Annotated in this window: 5 protein-coding genes; all 5 read left to right on the top strand. The window is 62.4% G+C overall.

Annotated elements, in window-relative coordinates; translation table 11 throughout:
- The first annotated feature begins 1 nt into the window (after nt 1).
- Nucleotides 2–13,567, top strand: coding sequence for a non-ribosomal peptide synthetase (locus BK667_RS14050; protein ID WP_123597960.1), 13,566 nt, complete (start codon nt 2–4; stop codon nt 13,565–13,567).
- Nucleotides 13,568–13,979: 412 nt separating this feature from the next.
- On the top strand, nt 13,980–14,810 hold the full coding sequence (locus BK667_RS14055; RefSeq protein WP_123508140.1) for a helix-turn-helix transcriptional regulator: 831 nt from the start codon (nt 13,980–13,982) through the stop codon (nt 14,808–14,810).
- Nucleotides 14,811–14,875: 65 nt separating this feature from the next.
- On the top strand, nt 14,876–16,294 hold the full coding sequence (gene adeC, locus BK667_RS14060) for an AdeC/AdeK/OprM family multidrug efflux complex outer membrane factor (protein ID WP_123508139.1): 1,419 nt from the start codon (nt 14,876–14,878) through the stop codon (nt 16,292–16,294).
- Between the two features lie 11 nt (nt 16,295–16,305).
- Nucleotides 16,306–16,491 (top strand): hypothetical protein, encoded by a 186-nt coding sequence (locus BK667_RS14065; protein WP_054049663.1) that lies wholly within the window; start codon nt 16,306–16,308, stop codon nt 16,489–16,491.
- Nucleotides 16,492–16,528: 37 nt separating this feature from the next.
- Nucleotides 16,529–17,797: a glycosyltransferase gene (locus BK667_RS14070; protein WP_123508138.1), complete on the top strand. Its 1,269-nt coding sequence runs from the start codon at nt 16,529–16,531 to the stop codon at nt 17,795–17,797.
- Nucleotides 17,798–17,853: the final 56 nt, after the last annotated feature.

Consider the following 17,853-nt stretch of genomic DNA (forward strand, 5'->3'; position numbering starts at 1 on the left):
ATTGAACAACCAAAACGATAGTCTGGAACAGCTCAAACGTGCCGCCCTGCTGCGACTTCTGCAGCAACGCGGTGCGGCACGGATCGCCGAGACGCCGGACACGATCAGCCTCGCCGACCGCGCCGCGCCCCTGGCCCTGTCTTTCTCGCAACAACGCTTGTGGTTCCTCGACCAGCTCGATCCGACCGCCAGCACCGCTTATCACATTCCGGCGGCGCTGCGCCTGCGTGGCTCGCTCGACCTGGTCGCGCTCAAGGCCTCCCTTGACCGCCTCGTGGCCCGGCATGAAAGCCTGCGCACCACGTTTGAACGGGTGGGTGATGAGCCGGTGCAGGTGATCGCCATCCCTGAGTGCGGCTTCACCCTCATCGAAGAAGACTTGCGCAACCTGTCCGCCGAGGACGCCGCCCGCAGTGCCGAGCGCATCAGCGACGCCGAGGCCGCCGCACCGTTCGATCTGCTGAACGGCCCGCTGATTCGCGGGCGCCTGCTGCGCCTGGCCGATAACGAATACCGCTTGCTGATCACCCAACACCACATCATCTCCGATGGTTGGTCTATCGACGTGCTGGTCAAGGAGTTTGCCGCGCTGTATCAGGCTTTCTCCCGCCAGCAGCCGGATCCATTGCCGCCGCTGTCCATCCAATATGCCGACTATGCCGCCTGGCAGCGCCGCCATCTCGACGGTGAGCGCCTGGCGAAAAATGTCGAATTCTGGCGCAGTCACCTGGCGGGCGCGCCGGCCTTGCTGACGGTGCCTACCGACCGACCGCGCCCGGCGGTGCAGGATTATCGCGGTGCGACCCTGAGCTTCGACCTGCCCGCAGGCCTGTCCAACGCCATTACCCGCTTCGCCCAAGCCCGGGCGGCCACCCCGTTCATGACCTTGATGGCCGCGTGGGCCGTGTTGCTGGCACGCATCAGCGGCCAGCAGGATCTGGTGATCGGCACGGTCGCGGCCAACCGTGACCGGCAGGACGTGCAATCGCTGATCGGCTTCTTCGTCAACACCCTGGCGTTGCGGGTCAAGCTGCACGCCAACCCGACGCTCGATGAGGTGTTGTTGCAAGTCCGCACGCTGATGCTGGAGTCGTCGGTCTATCAGGACACGCCGTTCGAACAGGTGGTCGAAGCGCTCAAGCCTCCGCGCAGCACTCGCCACAGCCCGGTGTTCCAGACCATGTTGTACACCAACGCCGGGAATGACGCTGAAACCCTCAGCCTGTCGGGCCTGACCCTGGAGTTCCTGCCCTCGCGCAAGGACCAGACGCAACACGACTTGTCGCTGCACATCGATGACTCCGGCGACTGCCTGTCGTGCAGTTTGTCGTATTCGACGGCGCTGTTTGACGCCGCCACGATCGAGCGTATCGCCCAGCGTTTCGAGCGGGTGTTGAGCTACTTTACCGACGCGCCACAAACCCGCATCGGCGCGCTCGATCTCGACCCCGGACTCAACCTCCCGGCGGTGCTGCCTCAACCCGAAGAATCGCGCACGCCGTTGTCGTTCCATCAGGAGCGCATCTGGTTCGTCGACACCTTCGAAACCGGTTATCTGTACGACGCCAACCCGATCTATCACAACATTCCGCTGTTGCTTGAACTCGGTGGAGAGATCAATCGAGCGGCGCTGCAAACCGCACTCGACGGGCTGCTCGCCCGGCATGACATCCTGCGTTGCCGTGTGGTGTCCGATGGTGCCAGTGCCTGGCAGCGTTTCGATGGCGAGGCGGTGTTGCCACTGACGGTGGTGCAAGCACTGCCGGAACAAACCGCCGCACTCGCACTGGAATCCACCCGCCATCCGCTGCAAATGGACGGTGGCAGCCTGGTACGGGCCACGCTGGTGCAAAGCGACAGCCAGGAAGCCGTGCTCGCGATTGCCGTTCACCACCTGCTGGCGGACCGTGCATCGATGCAACTGATCCGCCGCGATCTGCTGGAACTGTACGCCGCCGCCTGCACCGGCCGCCCTGCGCGTCTGCCTGAACTGAGCATGCACTACCGCGATTTCGCTGCGTGGCAGCGTCAGTTCCCGGCAGCCGTCAGCGAAACCTTGCGTTCGTTCTGGGCTTATCAGTTGCGCGGCAAGTTGCAAGCGATGGAGCTGCCGCTGAACCGTCCGCGTAATGCGGTGCACACCTACGCCGAGGCGACGCATGCATTCCTGATCGACAAAACACTGGTCAATCGCCTGAACTCGGCGGCTGAACAAGCGGGTGTCGACGCCAATACCCAGGCCCTTAGCGCCTTCACCGCGTTGTTGCGCCGCTACGCCGGGCACGATGAACTGGTGATCGGCACCACCGCCACTTGCCGCGAAGACCTGGCGGTGAAGGAACTCGTCGGACCGATCGGCAACTTATCGGTGCTGCGTAACACCTGCGACAACGACACCACCTTGCAGGCCTTGCTTGAACAGGTCGCCAGCACCCAGGCCCAAGCCCAGCGCCATCGCTACATGCCGTTCGATCAACTGGTGCTGGCGCTCAATCCCGACAAGGACATGAGCCGTACCGCATTGTTCGATGTGCTGTTCAACTTCGAACAGGCCGCCAAAGCCTCGGAAGTCGTCGCCGGCCTGACGGTGCAGACGCTGGAAACCAACCTGGGCTATGGCAAGAACGACCTGCATTTGTTGGTCGAGGCCGGTGAACAACAATGGATGGGCCGCCTGACCTATAACGCGCAGATGTTCGACGAAGACTTTATCGAGCAGATGATGCGGCACTACGTGCGCCTGCTCGAAGCGTTCGCCGATGACACCGCCCTGCGAGTCGATGAGGTGCCGTTGCTTGATGCTCGCGAACAGCAACACCAGGCGCTGGACTGGAACGACACGGAAGCGGCCTACCCCGAAGAAACCACCCTGCATCAGATGTTCGAAGAACAGGCACGCCGCACGCCGCAAAGCATCGCGGTCAGCATGGGCGCAGAAAGCCTGACCTACCGCGCGCTCAATGAACAATCGAATCAACTGGCCCGCCGCCTGCGTGCCGCTGGCGTGGTGCCGCAAGACCTCGTCGCGATCCTGCTCGAACGCTCGCTGGACATGATCGTCGCTACCCTCGCCGTGCTCAAATCCGGCGCGGCGTATGTGCCCATCGATCCAACATCGCCGGCGGACCGCATCGCTTACGTGCTGCAAGACAGCGGCGCGCGCAAGGCGATTGCCCTGCCGGACATGGCCGCCGAACTCGGCGAACTGGGCATCGACGTGTTCGACCCCAAACCTCTGAGCACCCAGACTTCACCTGAGGTGCAGCGCGCCTCGGTGAACCTGTCGAACGTGAATGCGCCCGATCATCTGTGTTATGTGATCTATACGTCGGGTTCCACCGGGCAGCCGAAAGGTGCGCTGCTGGAACACCGCAATGTCATCCGCTTGCTGCACAACAGCCGCACGCCATTTCAGTTCAACGCCGATGACGTCTGGTCGCTGTTCCATTCCAACGCGTTCGACTTTTCAGTCTGGGAGATGTTTGGCGCGCTGTTGCACGGCGCCCGCCTGACCCTCGTGCCCGAAGCCCTACGCCGTGATCCGGCGGACTTTCTGGACTTCATCGAAAGCGACGGCGTCACCGTTCTCAACCAGACGCCATCGGCGTTCCATCAACTGAGCGGGGTCGCGACTTCCCGGCCCGATGTCAGCCTGGCGAAGCTGCGTTACGTGATCCTCGGCGGCGAAAGTCTCGAACCGGCCAGGCTCGATGCCTTCCATCGGGCCTTCCCGCATGTTGCGCTGATCAACATGTACGGCATCACCGAAACCTGTGTGCACGTGACCTACAAACACCTCGAAGCGGCGGATATCGCCGAAGGCATTTCCAATGTCGGGCGGCCGATCCCGACCACCGTGACCTACATCATGGATGCGCAACAGCGCCTGATGCCGGTCGGCGTACCGGGGGAAATCTGCGTCGGCGGCCAAGGTGTGGGCCGTGGTTATCTGAACCGTCCGGAGCTGACCGCCGAACGTTTTATCGTCGATCCTTTTCGGCCTCGCGAGCGGCTGTACCGCTCGGGCGACCTGGGCAAGTTGCTGGGCAACGGCGAAATCGTGCATTTGGGGCGGATGGATGCCCAAGTCAAGATTCGCGGTTTCCGCATCGAACTGGGTGAAATCGAGGCAAAACTCCAGGCGTGCGACGGCGTGTTTGAAGTCCGCGTGCTGGCCAGTGACGACAAAACCGGCAGCAAACGCTTGATCGCGTATCTGATTCCGCAGCCCGGTGTGGTGCTGGAAATCGCCGCGTTGCGTCTGCAACTCGGCGCGACCCTGCCGGATTATATGATCCCCAGTGCGTTCGTCAGCCTCGCGGCGTATCCACTGACCGCCAACGGCAAACTGGATCAGAACGCGCTACCGGCGCCGGATCTGGATGCCATGTCCGAGCGCAGCTACGAGGCCCCGCAAGGCCCGACCGAGCAAGCCCTGGCGCTGATCTTCCAGGAATTGCTGGGGCTGGAACGGGTCGGTCGTCGCGACGGCTTCTTTGAGCTGGGCGGGCATTCGCTGCTGGCAGCGCAATTGGTGTCCCGGGTCCGCCAGACCCTGGGTGGCGAATTGAAGCTGCGGGAATTGTTCAGTCATCCAACGGTGGCGGAACTGGCAAAAAGCGTCGGCACCCTCGAAGTGTTACAGCCCGACGGCATTACTGTCGTGGACCGCGACGCGCCGCTGGTGCTGTCCTTTTCCCAACAACGGCTGTGGTTCCTCGATCAGCTCGACCCGAACGCCAGCACGGCTTACCACATGCCGGCGTCCCTGTTGCTGCGCGGTGCACTCGACTTGCCAGCGCTCAAGGCTGCGCTCGATCAACTGGTGGCGCGGCATGAAAGCCTGCGCACCACGTTTGAACGGGTTGGCGAACAACCGGTGCAACGGATTGCCGCACCGGCGTCCGGTTTCGCCCTCGTCGAGCAAGACCTGCGTGCCCTGCCTTACGAAGAAGCCAGCCTCACGGCGGCACGTCTGAGTCACACTGAGGCCAGCGCGCCGTTCGATTTGCACAAAGGCCCGCTGATTCGCGGTCGTCTGCTGCGCCTGGCCGATGACGAATACATCTTGCTGATCACCCAGCACCACATCATCTCCGATGGCTGGTCGATTGGCGTGTTGGTCAAGGAGTTCGCCGCGCTGTACCGCGCGTTCAGCCAGCAACAGCCCGACCCGCTGCCGCCCCTGGCGATCCAGTACGCCGACTACGCGGCCTGGCAACGCCGTTGCCTGAGCGGTTCACGCCTGACCCAACAGGTCGAATTCTGGCGTGAACACCTCAGCGGCGCACCGACCTTGTTGTCCCTGCCGACTGATCGTCCACGCCCGGCGATGCAAAGCTATCGCGGCGGTGATGTGCCGGTGGTGATTGCGCCTCGAGTGCGGGAACAACTGGAGCAATTCTGCCGGGAACACGACGTCACGCTGTTCATGGCCCTGCTGACCGCGTGGTCGGTGGTGCTGGCACGTCTGGGCAACGAACCGGACGTGGTGATCGGCGTGCCGACTGCCAATCGTGGCAGTACTGAAGTCGAATCGCTGATCGGGTTTTTCGTCAACACCCTCGCCCTGCGTGTGCGTCTGCAAGACAACCCGAGCGTGGCGCAGTTACTGGCGCAGATCAAAGAAACGACGCTAGCGGCTCACGAACATCAGGACATCCCGTTCGAGCAAGTCATCGACGCCTTGCAGCCGCCCCGTGCGCTGAGCCATAACCCGCTGTGTCAGGTGGCGTTGTCGCTGAACAACACCCCGGACGGCGGCGAACTGGCGTTGCCGGGCCTGACCCTGACGGCCCTGGCGCAAGCCCGGGAAACCTCGCAATTCGACCTGATGCTGACCCTCGCCGATGAAGGGGGCGAGTTGAGCGGTGTGATCGAGTTCGCCACCGACCTGTTCGACCGCACGACGGTCGAGCGCTTCGCCCAGCATTTCCAGACCTTGCTCGGCGCCATGCTCGACAACCCCGAACAAGCGGTGCGCGCCCTGCCCTTGCTGAGCCCGGAGCAAAGTCAGGCTTCGCCGGCGCTGCGTCCACCGTTGCAAGTGCGTGCGCCGGGGCTGCTGATTCATCAGCGTTTCGAGCAGTTCGCGGCCACCCATCCCGAAAACGTTGCGCTGGTGTTTGGCGACGTACAGATGAGCTACCGCAAGCTCAACCGCCGCGCCAACCGCATCGCCGCCCAGCTCCTGGCGCTGGGTGTGAAAGCGGATGACCGCGTGGCGATTCTCAGCGGGCGCGGACTGGAAATGGTCTGCGCCGTGCTCGGTGTGCTCAAGGCCGGCGCCGCTTATGTGCCGCTGGACCCGGCCTATCCGGCCGAACGCCTCAACTATCTGCTGAGTGACAGCGCCCCGGTGGTGCTGCTCGCGCAACCAGACTGCCTCGACGTGCTGCCGGCCCTGGATATCCGGGTCGTGCTGCTGAATGTCGAGACTGACGAATATTCGCTGTCGGATGCGTCGTTCGATATCAATCCCGTGGTCGATTCGCTGCCGCAGCATCTGGCGTATGTCATCTACACCTCCGGCTCCACCGGTTTGCCCAAAGGCGTACTGGTCGAGCATGGCAATGTCGCGCGCCTGTTCGATACCACCCGCGAATTGTTCCATTTCAATCGCGATGACGTCTGGACGCTGTTCCACTCGTTTGCCTTCGACTTCTCGGTCTGGGAAATCTGGGGCGCCCTGAGTCATGGCGGCAAACTGGTGATCGTGCCGACCGACGTGGCGCGCTCTGCGGATGAGTTCTATGGGTTGGTCTGCCGCCAGAACGTGACGGTGCTCAACCAGACGCCGAGTGCCTTTCGCCAGTTCATCGACGCCAGTGGCCGCAGCGCCCAGGTGCATGGGTTGCGTGAGGTGATCTTTGGTGGCGAGGCCCTGGACTTTATCAGCCTGCGGCCATGGATCGCCCGCACACCGCTGGCGCAGACACGGTTGGTGAACATGTACGGGATCACCGAGATCACCGTGCACGCCACCTACCACGCCGTGACCCAGGCCGAGATCGATGCCGGTGCGCCAAGCCTGATCGGCACGGCGCTGCCGGACCTGTGCCTGCGCATTCTCGATGAATACCAGCAACCGGTGCCCGTCGGTGTACACGGCGAAATCTACATTGGCGGCGCCGGTGTGGCGCGCAATTACCTGAACCGGCCGCAGCTGAATGCCGAGCGCTTCATCGCCGACCCTTACGGGCCGCAGCGGCTCTATCGCACGGGCGATGTGGCGCGTTATCGCGCGGATGGCGGCGTCGTCTATATCGGCCGCAACGATTCGCAGATCAAGATCCGTGGTTTCCGCATCGAGCTCGGCGAGATCGAAGCGCAACTGCTTGCCTGCCCCGGCGTACGCGAAGCCGTGGTGACGGTTCGCGAAGACGTGCCGGGCGATAAACGCCTGGTGGCCTACCTGATTGCCGAGGATAACGCCGCGCCGGAATCCGCCGCCTTGCGCACCCAATTGGCCGGTGTGTTGGCCGAGCACATGATCCCCGGCGCTTTCGTCACCCTGCACGCCTGGCCGCTGACCACCAACGGCAAACTGGATCGCGGCGCCCTGCCCGTGCCTGGCCTGTCCGCACTGGTGAGCCGTGAATATGAAGCGCCAAAAGGCTCGATTGAAACAGCGCTGGCGGGTGCCTGGCAGGAATTGCTCGGGATTGAACAGGTCGGTCGCGATGACCACTTCTTCGAACTCGGTGGCCACTCGTTCCTGGTCATCAGCCTGATTGAACGGCTGCGCCAATCCGGGTTGCAGCTCGATGTGCGCACGGTGTTCTCCGCCCCGACGCTACGGGCGATGGCCCAAGTGCTGGCGGGCGAGCGCAGCGCCGCATTCGTGGTGCCGCCGAATCTGATTCCGGACGATTGCAGCGCGATTGAAGCGTCGATGCTGCCGCTGCTGACCCTGAGCCAATCGGAGATCGATCAGATCGTCGCCGATGTGCCCGGTGGCGCCAGCAATGTGCAGGACATTTACCCGTTGTCGTCGTTGCAGGAAGGGATTCTGTTCCACCACTTGCTGCTGGCGGAAGGCGATGCGTACTTGATGCGCTCGGTGATCATGTTTGACCAGCGCAGCTTACTCGACGACTTCCTCGCGGCGGTTCAAGTGGTGATCGACCGCCATGACATCCTGCGCAGTGCCTTGCGTTGGTCGGGCCTGCCGCAACCGGTGCAAATCGTTCATCGGCAAGCGCCACTGCCGGTCATCACCCTGGAAAACACCGACGGCGAAGACGCGTTGCAGATGCTGCGCGACAAAACCGACACCCATCATCTGCGCCTGGACTTGCAGGTCGCGCCGCTGATCGCGGCGTACGTGACCTATGACCCGGTCCGCGAGCAATGGCTGCTGGCCCTGCTCGACCATCACCTGATCAGCGACAACGTGACCCTGCGCCTGATCATGCTGGAGATCCAAAACATCCTCGCCGGGCGCGGTGACAGCCTGCCGCCGTCCCAGCCGTATCGCAATTTCATCGCCCAGGCAGCGGCGATTTCCCAGGAAGAACATGAAACCTACTTCCGCCGGTTGCTCGCGGATGTCGACGAAACCACCGCGCCTTACGGGGTGCTGGATGTGCGCGGCAACGGTGCGCAGATCAGTCGGGCGGTTGAACACCTGAGCGATGAAGTCAACGCCGCGATCCACCGCACGGCGCGCACTCAGGGGGTTCCGACCTCCGTGTTGTTTCACGCGGCATGGGGTTTGGTGGTCGCGGCGACCAGTGGCCGGGACGATGCGATTTTCGGCACGGTGTTGTCCGGCCGTTCCCAAGGCACCACCGGCGCCGACCATGCGCTGGGCATGTTCATCAACACGTTGCCGATGCGCATTCGCCTGCAGGACAGCAGTGTCAGCGCCATCGTGCAGGACGCCTATCAACAACTCAGCGAACTCTTGACCCACGAACAAGCGTCACTCGCCCTCGCCCAGCGTTGCAGCGGTGTGGATGCGGCGCTGCCGTTGTTTACCGTCATTCTCAACTGCCGCCATGGCGACATGGTCACGGCGGGTGGCGAGAGCGTCGATGAAATGGGCGATTGGCAAGGCATGCGTTTCGAAGAGTCCGAAACCCGCACCAATTACCCGATTGAAATTGCCGTGGCGGCCGAGGAAACCGGGTTCTCGCTGACGGCGCAGTCGATTGCCGGGATTGATCCGCAACGGATTGCTGCTTACTTGGCCAACGCCGTGACCGCGTTGGTCGAGGCGCTTGAACGCGACCCGTCGCAACGGGCCAATACCCTCGATGTGCTGCCTGCCGACGAGCGTCAGCAACTGCTCAATGGCTTTAATGACACCGCCACCGAGTTCGCCCCGGCGCAGCCGATTCAGGCGCTGTTTGAAGCCCAGGTGCGTGCCCGGCCTCAAGCGATTGCCCTGGTTCATGAGGATCAGCAACTCACTTACGCCCAACTCAACCGCCGTGCCAACCATCTGGCCCGGCGCCTGATCGCCCTCGGCCTGCAACCGGACCAGCGTGTGGCGCTGTGTGCCGAGCGCAGTCTGGAGATGATTGTTGGTTTGCTGGGTGTGCTCAAGGCGGGCGGTGCTTACGTGCCAATTGACCCGGCGCACCCGGTTGATCGCATGGCATTTATGCTCAGCGACAGCACGCCTCTCGCCGTCCTCACTCAACAGGCGCTGGCCGCGCAACTGCCGGTCGGGGAAACGCCAGTGTTGTTGCTGGATGAGCGCGAATCACTGGAGGCGAGTAACGACCCAGCCTTCGACCTGAATCCGGTCATCCCGGGATTAACGGCCGAACACCTGGCCTACGTGATCTACACCTCCGGTTCCACCGGGCAATCCAAAGGCGTGATGGTCGAGCACCATTCGGTGCACAACTTCTGGCAAGTGCTGCAACGCACCACCCACCTGCATTGCCCGGAATACGCCACGGTGGCGCTCAACGCCGGGTTCTACTTCGACATGTCGATCAAGGGCATTTCGCAGCTGTTCTCCGGCCATCGCCTGGTGATCATCCCGCAGCTGATTCGCGCCAGTGGCAGCGAGTTGCTCGACTTCCTCGAACAGCATCAGGTGCACGCCTTCGACTCGACGCCTTCGCAACTCGACGGCCTGCTCAACGCCGGTTTGCTGGAACGCAGCAGCTACCAACCGGTGAGCGTATTGCTCGGCGGTGAAGCGATCAATGCGGCGATGTGGAGCAAATTGCGTGATTGCCAAAGCATCCGCTTCTACAACATGTACGGTCCGACCGAGGCCACGGTTGACGCCACGATCGATCTGATTCGCGACCTCGGCGAAACACCGAGCATTGGCCGTCCGTTCGCCAACGTCCAAGTACATGTGCTCGACGCCCACGGCCAGCCGACGCCGTTGGGCGTGGCCGGTGAACTGCATATTGGTGGTGCCGGCGTGGCTCGCGGCTACCTCAACCGTCCAGACATGAGCGCCGAACGGTTTATCGCCGATCCGTTTTCCAGCCGTCCACAGGCACGCCTTTACAAGACCGGCGACCTTGGCCGCTGGCAGGCCGACGGCACCCTGGAATACCTGGGGCGCAACGACTTCCAGGTGAAGATCCGCGGTTTCCGTATCGAGCTGGGCGAGATCGAAAACGCCCTGCTCGCCTGCCCCGGCGTGCGTGAAGCGGTGGTCATTGCCCGGGAAGACAATCCCGAGGATGGCAAACGCCTGGTCGCCTACCTGTGTGGCGACCCGGTGACCGCTGAACAATTGCGCGATGAACTGCTGAAAAACCTGCCCGAGTACATGGTGCCCAGCGCCTATGTTCAGTTGGACGCGCTGCCGCTGACCTCCAACGGCAAACTCGACCGCCGCGCCCTGCCCGCGCCGGGTCAGGACTCTCTGGCCAGCCGTGCCTATGAAGCGCCGCAAGGTGAAACCGAAATCGCCATCGCCGGTATCTGGGAAAACCTGCTGCACCTGGATCAGGTCGGGCGTCACGACGGTTTCCTTGAGCTTGGTGGCCACTCGCTGCTCGCGGTGCAACTGCTCTCGCGGCTGCGTCGCAAACTCGGTGCGCGACTGACCCTGCGTGAGTTGTTCGACGCCCCGACCGTGCGTGGCCTCGCTGCGTTGGTCAACGCCGCCGTGCCGACCGAAGCGCAGCCGATTCCACTGGCCAACCGCAAATCGCGGCTGCCGCTGTCGTTTTCCCAGCAACGGTTGTGGTTCCTCGATCATCTCGATCACGCGGCGGGCGCGGCTTATCACTTGCCGCTGGCCCTGCGCCTGAACGGCGTTCTGCATACGCCGGCATTGCGCCAGGCACTGGATCGCCTGGTGGCACGCCACGAAACCTTGCGCACCACCTTCGAATTGATCGACGGTGAACCGGTGCAGAAGATTGCCCCGGCGGACCAGCGCTTCCGTCTGCTGGAACAGGACCTGCGCGAACTAGCCCCTGAGCAACGCGCCGCGACACTTGCGCGCTCAGGCGATGCCAACGCGTCCGAACTGTTCGACCTGAGCAGCGGCCCGCTGGCGAGGGGTCGTCTGATTCGGATGGAGGATGAGCAACACGTGCTGTTGGTGACGCTGCATCACATCGTCTCGGACGGTTGGTCCAACAGCGTGCTCGCCCATGAACTGACCGTGCTGTACACCGCGTTCAGCCAAGGTTTGAAAGACCCGTTGCCGGCCCTGCCACTGCAATATGCCGACTATGCGGTGTGGCAACGCCAATGGCTGAACGGCCCGGCGTTGCAGGCTCAAACCGATTTCTGGAGCACCCACCTGGACGGTGCGCCGAGCCTGTTGAACCTGCCGCTGGATCGTCCGCGCCCTGCGGTTCAAAGCTATGCCGGCGGCATCATCGATTGCGTGTTGCCGGCGGCACTCAGCACCCGGTTGCGCGCCTTCAGCCAGGCCCAGGGCTCGACGCTGTTCATGACCCTGCTGGCGGGTTGGTCCACGTTGATGACGCATTTGAGCGGCCAGTCCGATGTGGTGGTCGGTACGCCAGTGGCGAACCGGCCGCGCACCGAACTGGAAGGCTTGATCGGCTTCTTCGCCAACACCCTGGCGCTGCGAGTCACCACCGAGCGCGAGGCCAGCGTCGGCGATTTGCTGACTCGCATTAAAGGTCTGACTCTGGCTGCGTTCAGCCATCAGGACCTGCCGTTCGAGCAAGTGGTGAGCACCCTGCAGCCGACCCGAAGCATGAGTCACAGCCCGTTGTTCCAAGTGATGCTGAGCCTCAACAACACGCCACCGGCGCCGCTGCAATTGCCGAACCTGACGGTAGAGTCGGTGGACAGCGCGCACACCACTACGCAGTTCGACTTGTCGCTGTCGCTGATCGATGACGTCGAGACGATCACCGGCAGCCTGCAGTACGCCAGCGACCTGTTCGATACCGCCACGGTGGAGAACATCATCGTGCTGTTCGTCCAGGTGCTGGAAACCATGGTCACCGACGCCCGACAACCCGTGGGCGCATTGCTCGATGGGATGCCGGCGCTGGTCCGCGCCGAATCGAGCCCGGAACCGCTTGAAGTGCAGGAACTGCCCTTCGAGGCGCCACAGGGTGACACCGAGCTGGCCATTGCGAAGATTTGGCTGGAGTTGTTGAAGCTCGAGCAGGTCAGTCGCCACGATGACTTCTTCCGGCTCGGCGGGATTTCCCTGATGGCGGTGCAGATGACCTCACGCTTGCGCAAGGTGCTGGGCAAACCCATCGCGGTGCGTGACCTGTTTGTCGAGCCGACCATTGCCGGGTTCGCCCGGACCCTCGACACCCAATCGCGGCCGACGTCGCGCAATAACCTGGTGCCGATCCGCCGTGGCGGTTCCCAGCGGCCACTGTTCCTGGTGCACCCGCTCGGCGGTGAGGTCGGTTATGTCCGTGACCTGGCGCCGAGCCTTGATCCCGAGGTGCCGGTCTACGGTCTGGCGGCCACGGGGTTCGTCGCGGGAGAAGTTCCGCTGAGGACCATCCCGGCCATCGCGGCCCGCTATCTGGCGGCGATTCGCGAAGTGCAGGCCAAGGGGCCTTACCGATTCGCCGGTTGGTCCGCCGGTGGTTTGATCGCCTATGAGATGGCTAATCAAGTCATTGCCAGCGGCGATCAGGTCGAGTTTATCGGCATCATCGACACCTCCGCCGAGGTCGGCGCGGAAGAACGCGAAGTGCTGACGGAAGCGCAGTTCCTGATGTCCTGGCTACCCGAAGACATGGATGCCGGGCTGTTTGATCAGCTCACGCCTCTGGTAGCCAATGGCGAAATTACGCCGATGCTTGCACTTTGCACGACCCATGGCTTGCTGCCCGAGGAGTTGAGTCAAGGAATCGACGCAGGGATGTTGCGAACCCATCTGGCGGTGGCCTACGCCACGCGGCTGGCCGTGGGCGCCTACGTCAGCCCTGAGCTGCCGGTGACGGTTTCGCTGTTCACCGCCAATCAGCAGGAGCGTGCCGACCCGACGTTGGGCTGGCAAGCCCTGCAGGGTGACCTCGTGCGCATCACACCGCTGCCGGGCACGCACCACACGTTGGTGCGCGCGCCGCACGTCAACGCCCTCGGTGAGGCAATTTCCTACGCACTGAGGGGCAAATCCGAGTAACAGCACGTTTAAAAGCCGACCGTTGGTCGGCTTTTACCTACAGATTTGTCCTACAACTTACAAATGATGGCCATTTGGACGTCATTTATTCCGGTGAGCTTGTGAACTTCAAAAAAGGTTCTACCTTTCAAATGCTTATATCGCTGACAAACGCTAGTTTCGAACAAATGTTTCTCACGGCACGGAGGCCGGTATCTATGGCAATTGACGCCAATTTTGTGACAGGGCTGTCCCTGTATCCCCCTACATACACCTATAAACGTGTAGGTTTTAATAATTCACCCACGCTGAATCGATTTAGTCGTGCACTAAATCAATGAAACGCGACGGTGGAAATTTGACATGGGGGCAGGGTTATTTTCGACCGGGCGGTCGGAAACCAGGTCAGCCAGCGATTTTGGTATGCAGGCTTATGAATCGAATCAGTAGCGTACGAAATATAGAGAATCCGCATATCTATTTCGAACTAGGGAAACTGATTTCAAGCGTAGGGCATGAACACTTCGTTGCGAATATGCACCAACTGATCGGGACCTCAGTGTCCATCAGCCTGGTGGAACTCAGCGAATGGACAACAGACGACAGCCAGGGAAGCGTCATCGACATTCAATCCCTTGGCAACGCAGGCCTCCCAGAGGACATCGCGTCGCCCTCCCTCCCTTGTTCGATTACCCCCCGGCAACGAGACGAACACCCACTCATGCAACGGATTCTTGAAGTGGACGATTCCATCCTGATTCACATGAATGCGCCGATGATGGACGCCAAGGGCTATCAGCTCAGCAGCGCGACCCATCAATGCAGCCTGGTTTCGGGCAAGGGCAATCGCCGTTGCGTGATCTCGTTGCATCGACCCTTGCTGGACCGTGACTTTTCCCTGAGCGAATTATCGTTTCTCAAAAACCTCTCGGAAACGCTGTTGCCGCTGGTTGAGCGGCATGCGCGGATCAGTCGTCAGGTCAGCGTACGCAAGACCGGCAGCCCCATGGCGCGGCCCGTCGTCGCCTTTGAACAGACCCCACTGCAACGGGACTTCAACGAACGCTTGACCCTGTGTGACGTGGCCCTGTCGGCACGGGAAAAAGAGGTGTGCCTGGGGCTGTTGACCGGCGGCACCGTGCCGGAGATGGCGGAAAAACTCTGCGTCAAAAACAGCTCCGTCGAAACCTACCTCAAGCGGGCGGCGGCCAAGCTCGGTGTGAGCGGTCGACACGGCCTGGCCAAATGGATGATCGGGGCGTAATGCCCCGACTTCGACTCCGATTCCGTTAAAGCGAAGCCCCAACTCCCATACGACGAGGCTGGTCAATGAGCAAGTCCCCGATGTCCCTGGCGGCCGTTGCGTTTGTTCTCGGCGGTTGTTCGCTAATACCGGACTACCAACGGCCAGCCGCACCGGTCGCCCCGCAGTACCCGCAAAGCGCTGCGTATGCACCGGCCCAGGCGGACGGGAATGCGGCCGAACAAGGCTGGCGCGATCAGTTTCGCGATCCGGCGTTGCAGCAGTTGATCCAGAGTGCCTTGAGCAACAACCGCGACCTGCGGGTGGCGGCGTTGAACGTCGAGGCCTATCGGGCGCAATACCAGATTCAGCGCGCCGACTTGTACCCGGCGGTGTCGGCCAGTGGTTCCGGTACGCGCCAGCGAACGCCGGCCAAGCTGTCTCCCACCGGCGAAGCCGTCACCAGCGGTTCCTACTCGGCGGGCCTGGGTATCAGCGCCTATGAACTGGACCTGTTTGGGCGCATCCGCAGTCTCAGCCAGGAAGCGATGCAGGTTTACCTGTCCAGCGAAGAGGCCCGGCGCAGTACGCAACTGAGCCTGGTGGCCAATGTGGCCACGGCCTATCTGACGTGGCGTGCCGACCAGGAATTGCTGGTGCTGACCCAGGACACGCTCAAGTCTTATGAAGAAAGCCTGCGCCTGACCACCCGCAGCAATGCCGTCGGCGTGGCGTCCGCGCTGGACGTCAGCCAGGCCCGAACCACCGTCGAAGGTGCCCGGGCCAATCTGGCGAAGTTTCAACGGCAAGTGGCGCAAGATCTCAATGGCCTGACGTTATTGGTTGGCACCTCCGTGCCGGACAACCTGCCCGGCCTGCCGCTCGCCTCCGACCTGCTCACCGAAGTTCCGGCCGGGTTGCCATCGGACCTGTTGCAACGGCGTCCCGATATTCTGCAAGCGGAGTACCTGCTCAAGTCCGCCAATGCCGACATCGGCGCCGCCCGTGCCGCGTTCTTCCCCAGCATCACCCTGACGGCCAACGCTGGCAGCTCCAGTTCGCAACTGTCCGGGCTGTTCAAGGGTGGGTCTGGCACTTGGCTGTTCCAGCCGCAAATCAACCTGCCGATTTTCAATGCCGGCAGCCTGCGCGCCAGCCTCGATTATTCGAAAATCCAGAAAGACATCAGGGTTTCGCAATATGAGAAGTCAATCCAGTCCGCCTTCCAGGAAGTCTCCGACGGTCTGGCGGCCCGCAAGACCTACAGCGAACAACTGACCGCGCAACGCGACCTCGTCCAGGCGAACCAGGATTACTACCGGTTGGCCGAGCGTCGCTATCGCATCGGTGTGGACAACAACCTGACCTTTCTCGACGCACAACGCTCCCTGTTCAGTGCCCAGCAAACGCTGATCACCGACCGGCTCGCACAGCTGACCTCCGAGGTCGGGCTGTACAAGGCGCTGGGCGGAGGCTGGGCCGAACGCTTGAATGTTGCATTGTGAGGGCAATGAAAATGAACACATTCGAACCAGGTGAATACGTTCGCTTACGCGCGGGCGGCAGGAAAATGATCGTCAAACACCCCTCCTTCACTTCCGATTTGCCGGGCACGCCGTTGGTGCCTTGTGAATACCGGGAGAAAAAACGCACGGTGCTGGGCTTCTATTCGGCACGCGATCTGATCGCCGCGCCGGCCTAGGCCGCAACTGCCAGATCACTCAACAGGACGGATTCTTATGCATGTGATCATTACGGCCATCGGCTCCGCCGGTGACGTTCATCCCTTTGTCGGTATCGGCCGCGCGCTCGCCGCACGGGGGCACCGGATAACCTTTTGCGCCAGCGCCGCGTTCGCCCCGCTCATCGAGCGCTGCGGCTTTACCTTTTTGCCATTGGGCACCGCCGAGGAGTATGAGGCGGTCATGGCCGACCCGGCGTTATGGCGCACGAGAACCTCGCTGCCCACCCTCTGGAAAAGCGTCGCCGGTACGTTGCGCGATCAGTACCGGCTGCTGGAGGCCGCGTGTGACGACGAGACGGTGATGCTCGGTTCCCTGTGGGCGTTTTCGGCCCGCCTGCTCCAGGAAAAACACGGCATCCCGCTGATCACCGCGCAAGTCTCGCCGTTCGGTTTCTGGTCGGCGGCTTCCCCCTCGGTGCATCCACCGGGCACCAACCTGCCGGGTTTTGTGCCTACCCCGGTGAAACGCCTGGTGCTGCGTCTGGTCGAGCGGACCTTTCTGGACGGGCTCATGAAGCCGGAACTCAATCGCTTCCGCCGCGAGTTGGGCTTGCCGCCGACCAAGCGGATTATCAGCGAATGGATCTGCTCACCCGACGGGGTGTTGGGCTTGTTCCCGCAGTGGTTCGCCGAGGTGGCATCGGACTGGCCGAGCCACACCGTGTTGACCGGTTTTCCACTGTTCGACGAATCCGGTTTCCAGCAACGCGACAGCGAACTGGACGACTTTCTCAGTGAAGAATCTCCGGTGGTCTTTACTCCCGGCTCGACCCAGGTCAATGGCGAGGAATATTTCGCCGCTGCCGTGGCCGCGCTGAAAGCGGTCAACCGCCGTGGCGTGTTCCTGACCCGGCAACCGGTGGACCTGGCGATGGCCGCCGCCGGGCAAATCCTGGTGCGCCGCTATGTGCCGATGAGTCGCATCCTGCCTCATACCGCCGCGTTGGTGCACCACGGTGGCGTCGGCACCACGGCACTGGCGTTGGCCGCCGGCGTACCGCAAGTGGCGACCCCGTTTGCCCATGACCAGTTCGACAATGCGGCGCGCATGGAGCGTCTGGGTTGCGGCGTGAGCTTATTGCCTCCGGCCTCCGGCGAAGCGTTGGCCAAGGCACTGGACACGGTGTTGACCAGTCCTGAGGTGCGCGCCAATTGCGCTCGCTATCGCGCGCTGATTCCCAGCGGCGAAAGCGCCAGTGAAGCCGCCGCGCTGCAAGTCGAGGCACTGGCACTCGCTCGGGTGAAGACGTCGCGCGTCGCGTAACCGGTTTTTTCCAGACTCACCTTAACCGCTGATTCCAGCAACGGACTCCTGACCTC

It is taken from the genome of Pseudomonas frederiksbergensis (genome assembly GCF_003732705.1).
Taxonomy (GTDB): Bacteria; Pseudomonadota; Gammaproteobacteria; order Pseudomonadales; family Pseudomonadaceae; genus Aquipseudomonas; species Aquipseudomonas frederiksbergensis_F.

What these genes read in the sequence shown, in the direction of transcription:
- adeC (WP_123508139.1), top strand. Translation starts at nt 14,876, where the DNA reads ATGAGCAAGTCCCCGATGTCCCTGGCGGCCGTTGCGTTTGTTCTCGGC.
- BK667_RS14055 (WP_123508140.1), top strand. Translation starts at nt 13,980, where the DNA reads ATGAATCGAATCAGTAGCGTACGAAATATAGAGAATCCGCATATCTAT.
- BK667_RS14070 (WP_123508138.1), top strand. Translation starts at nt 16,529, where the DNA reads ATGCATGTGATCATTACGGCCATCGGCTCCGCCGGTGACGTTCATCCC.
- BK667_RS14065 (WP_054049663.1), top strand. Translation starts at nt 16,306, where the DNA reads ATGAACACATTCGAACCAGGTGAATACGTTCGCTTACGCGCGGGCGGC.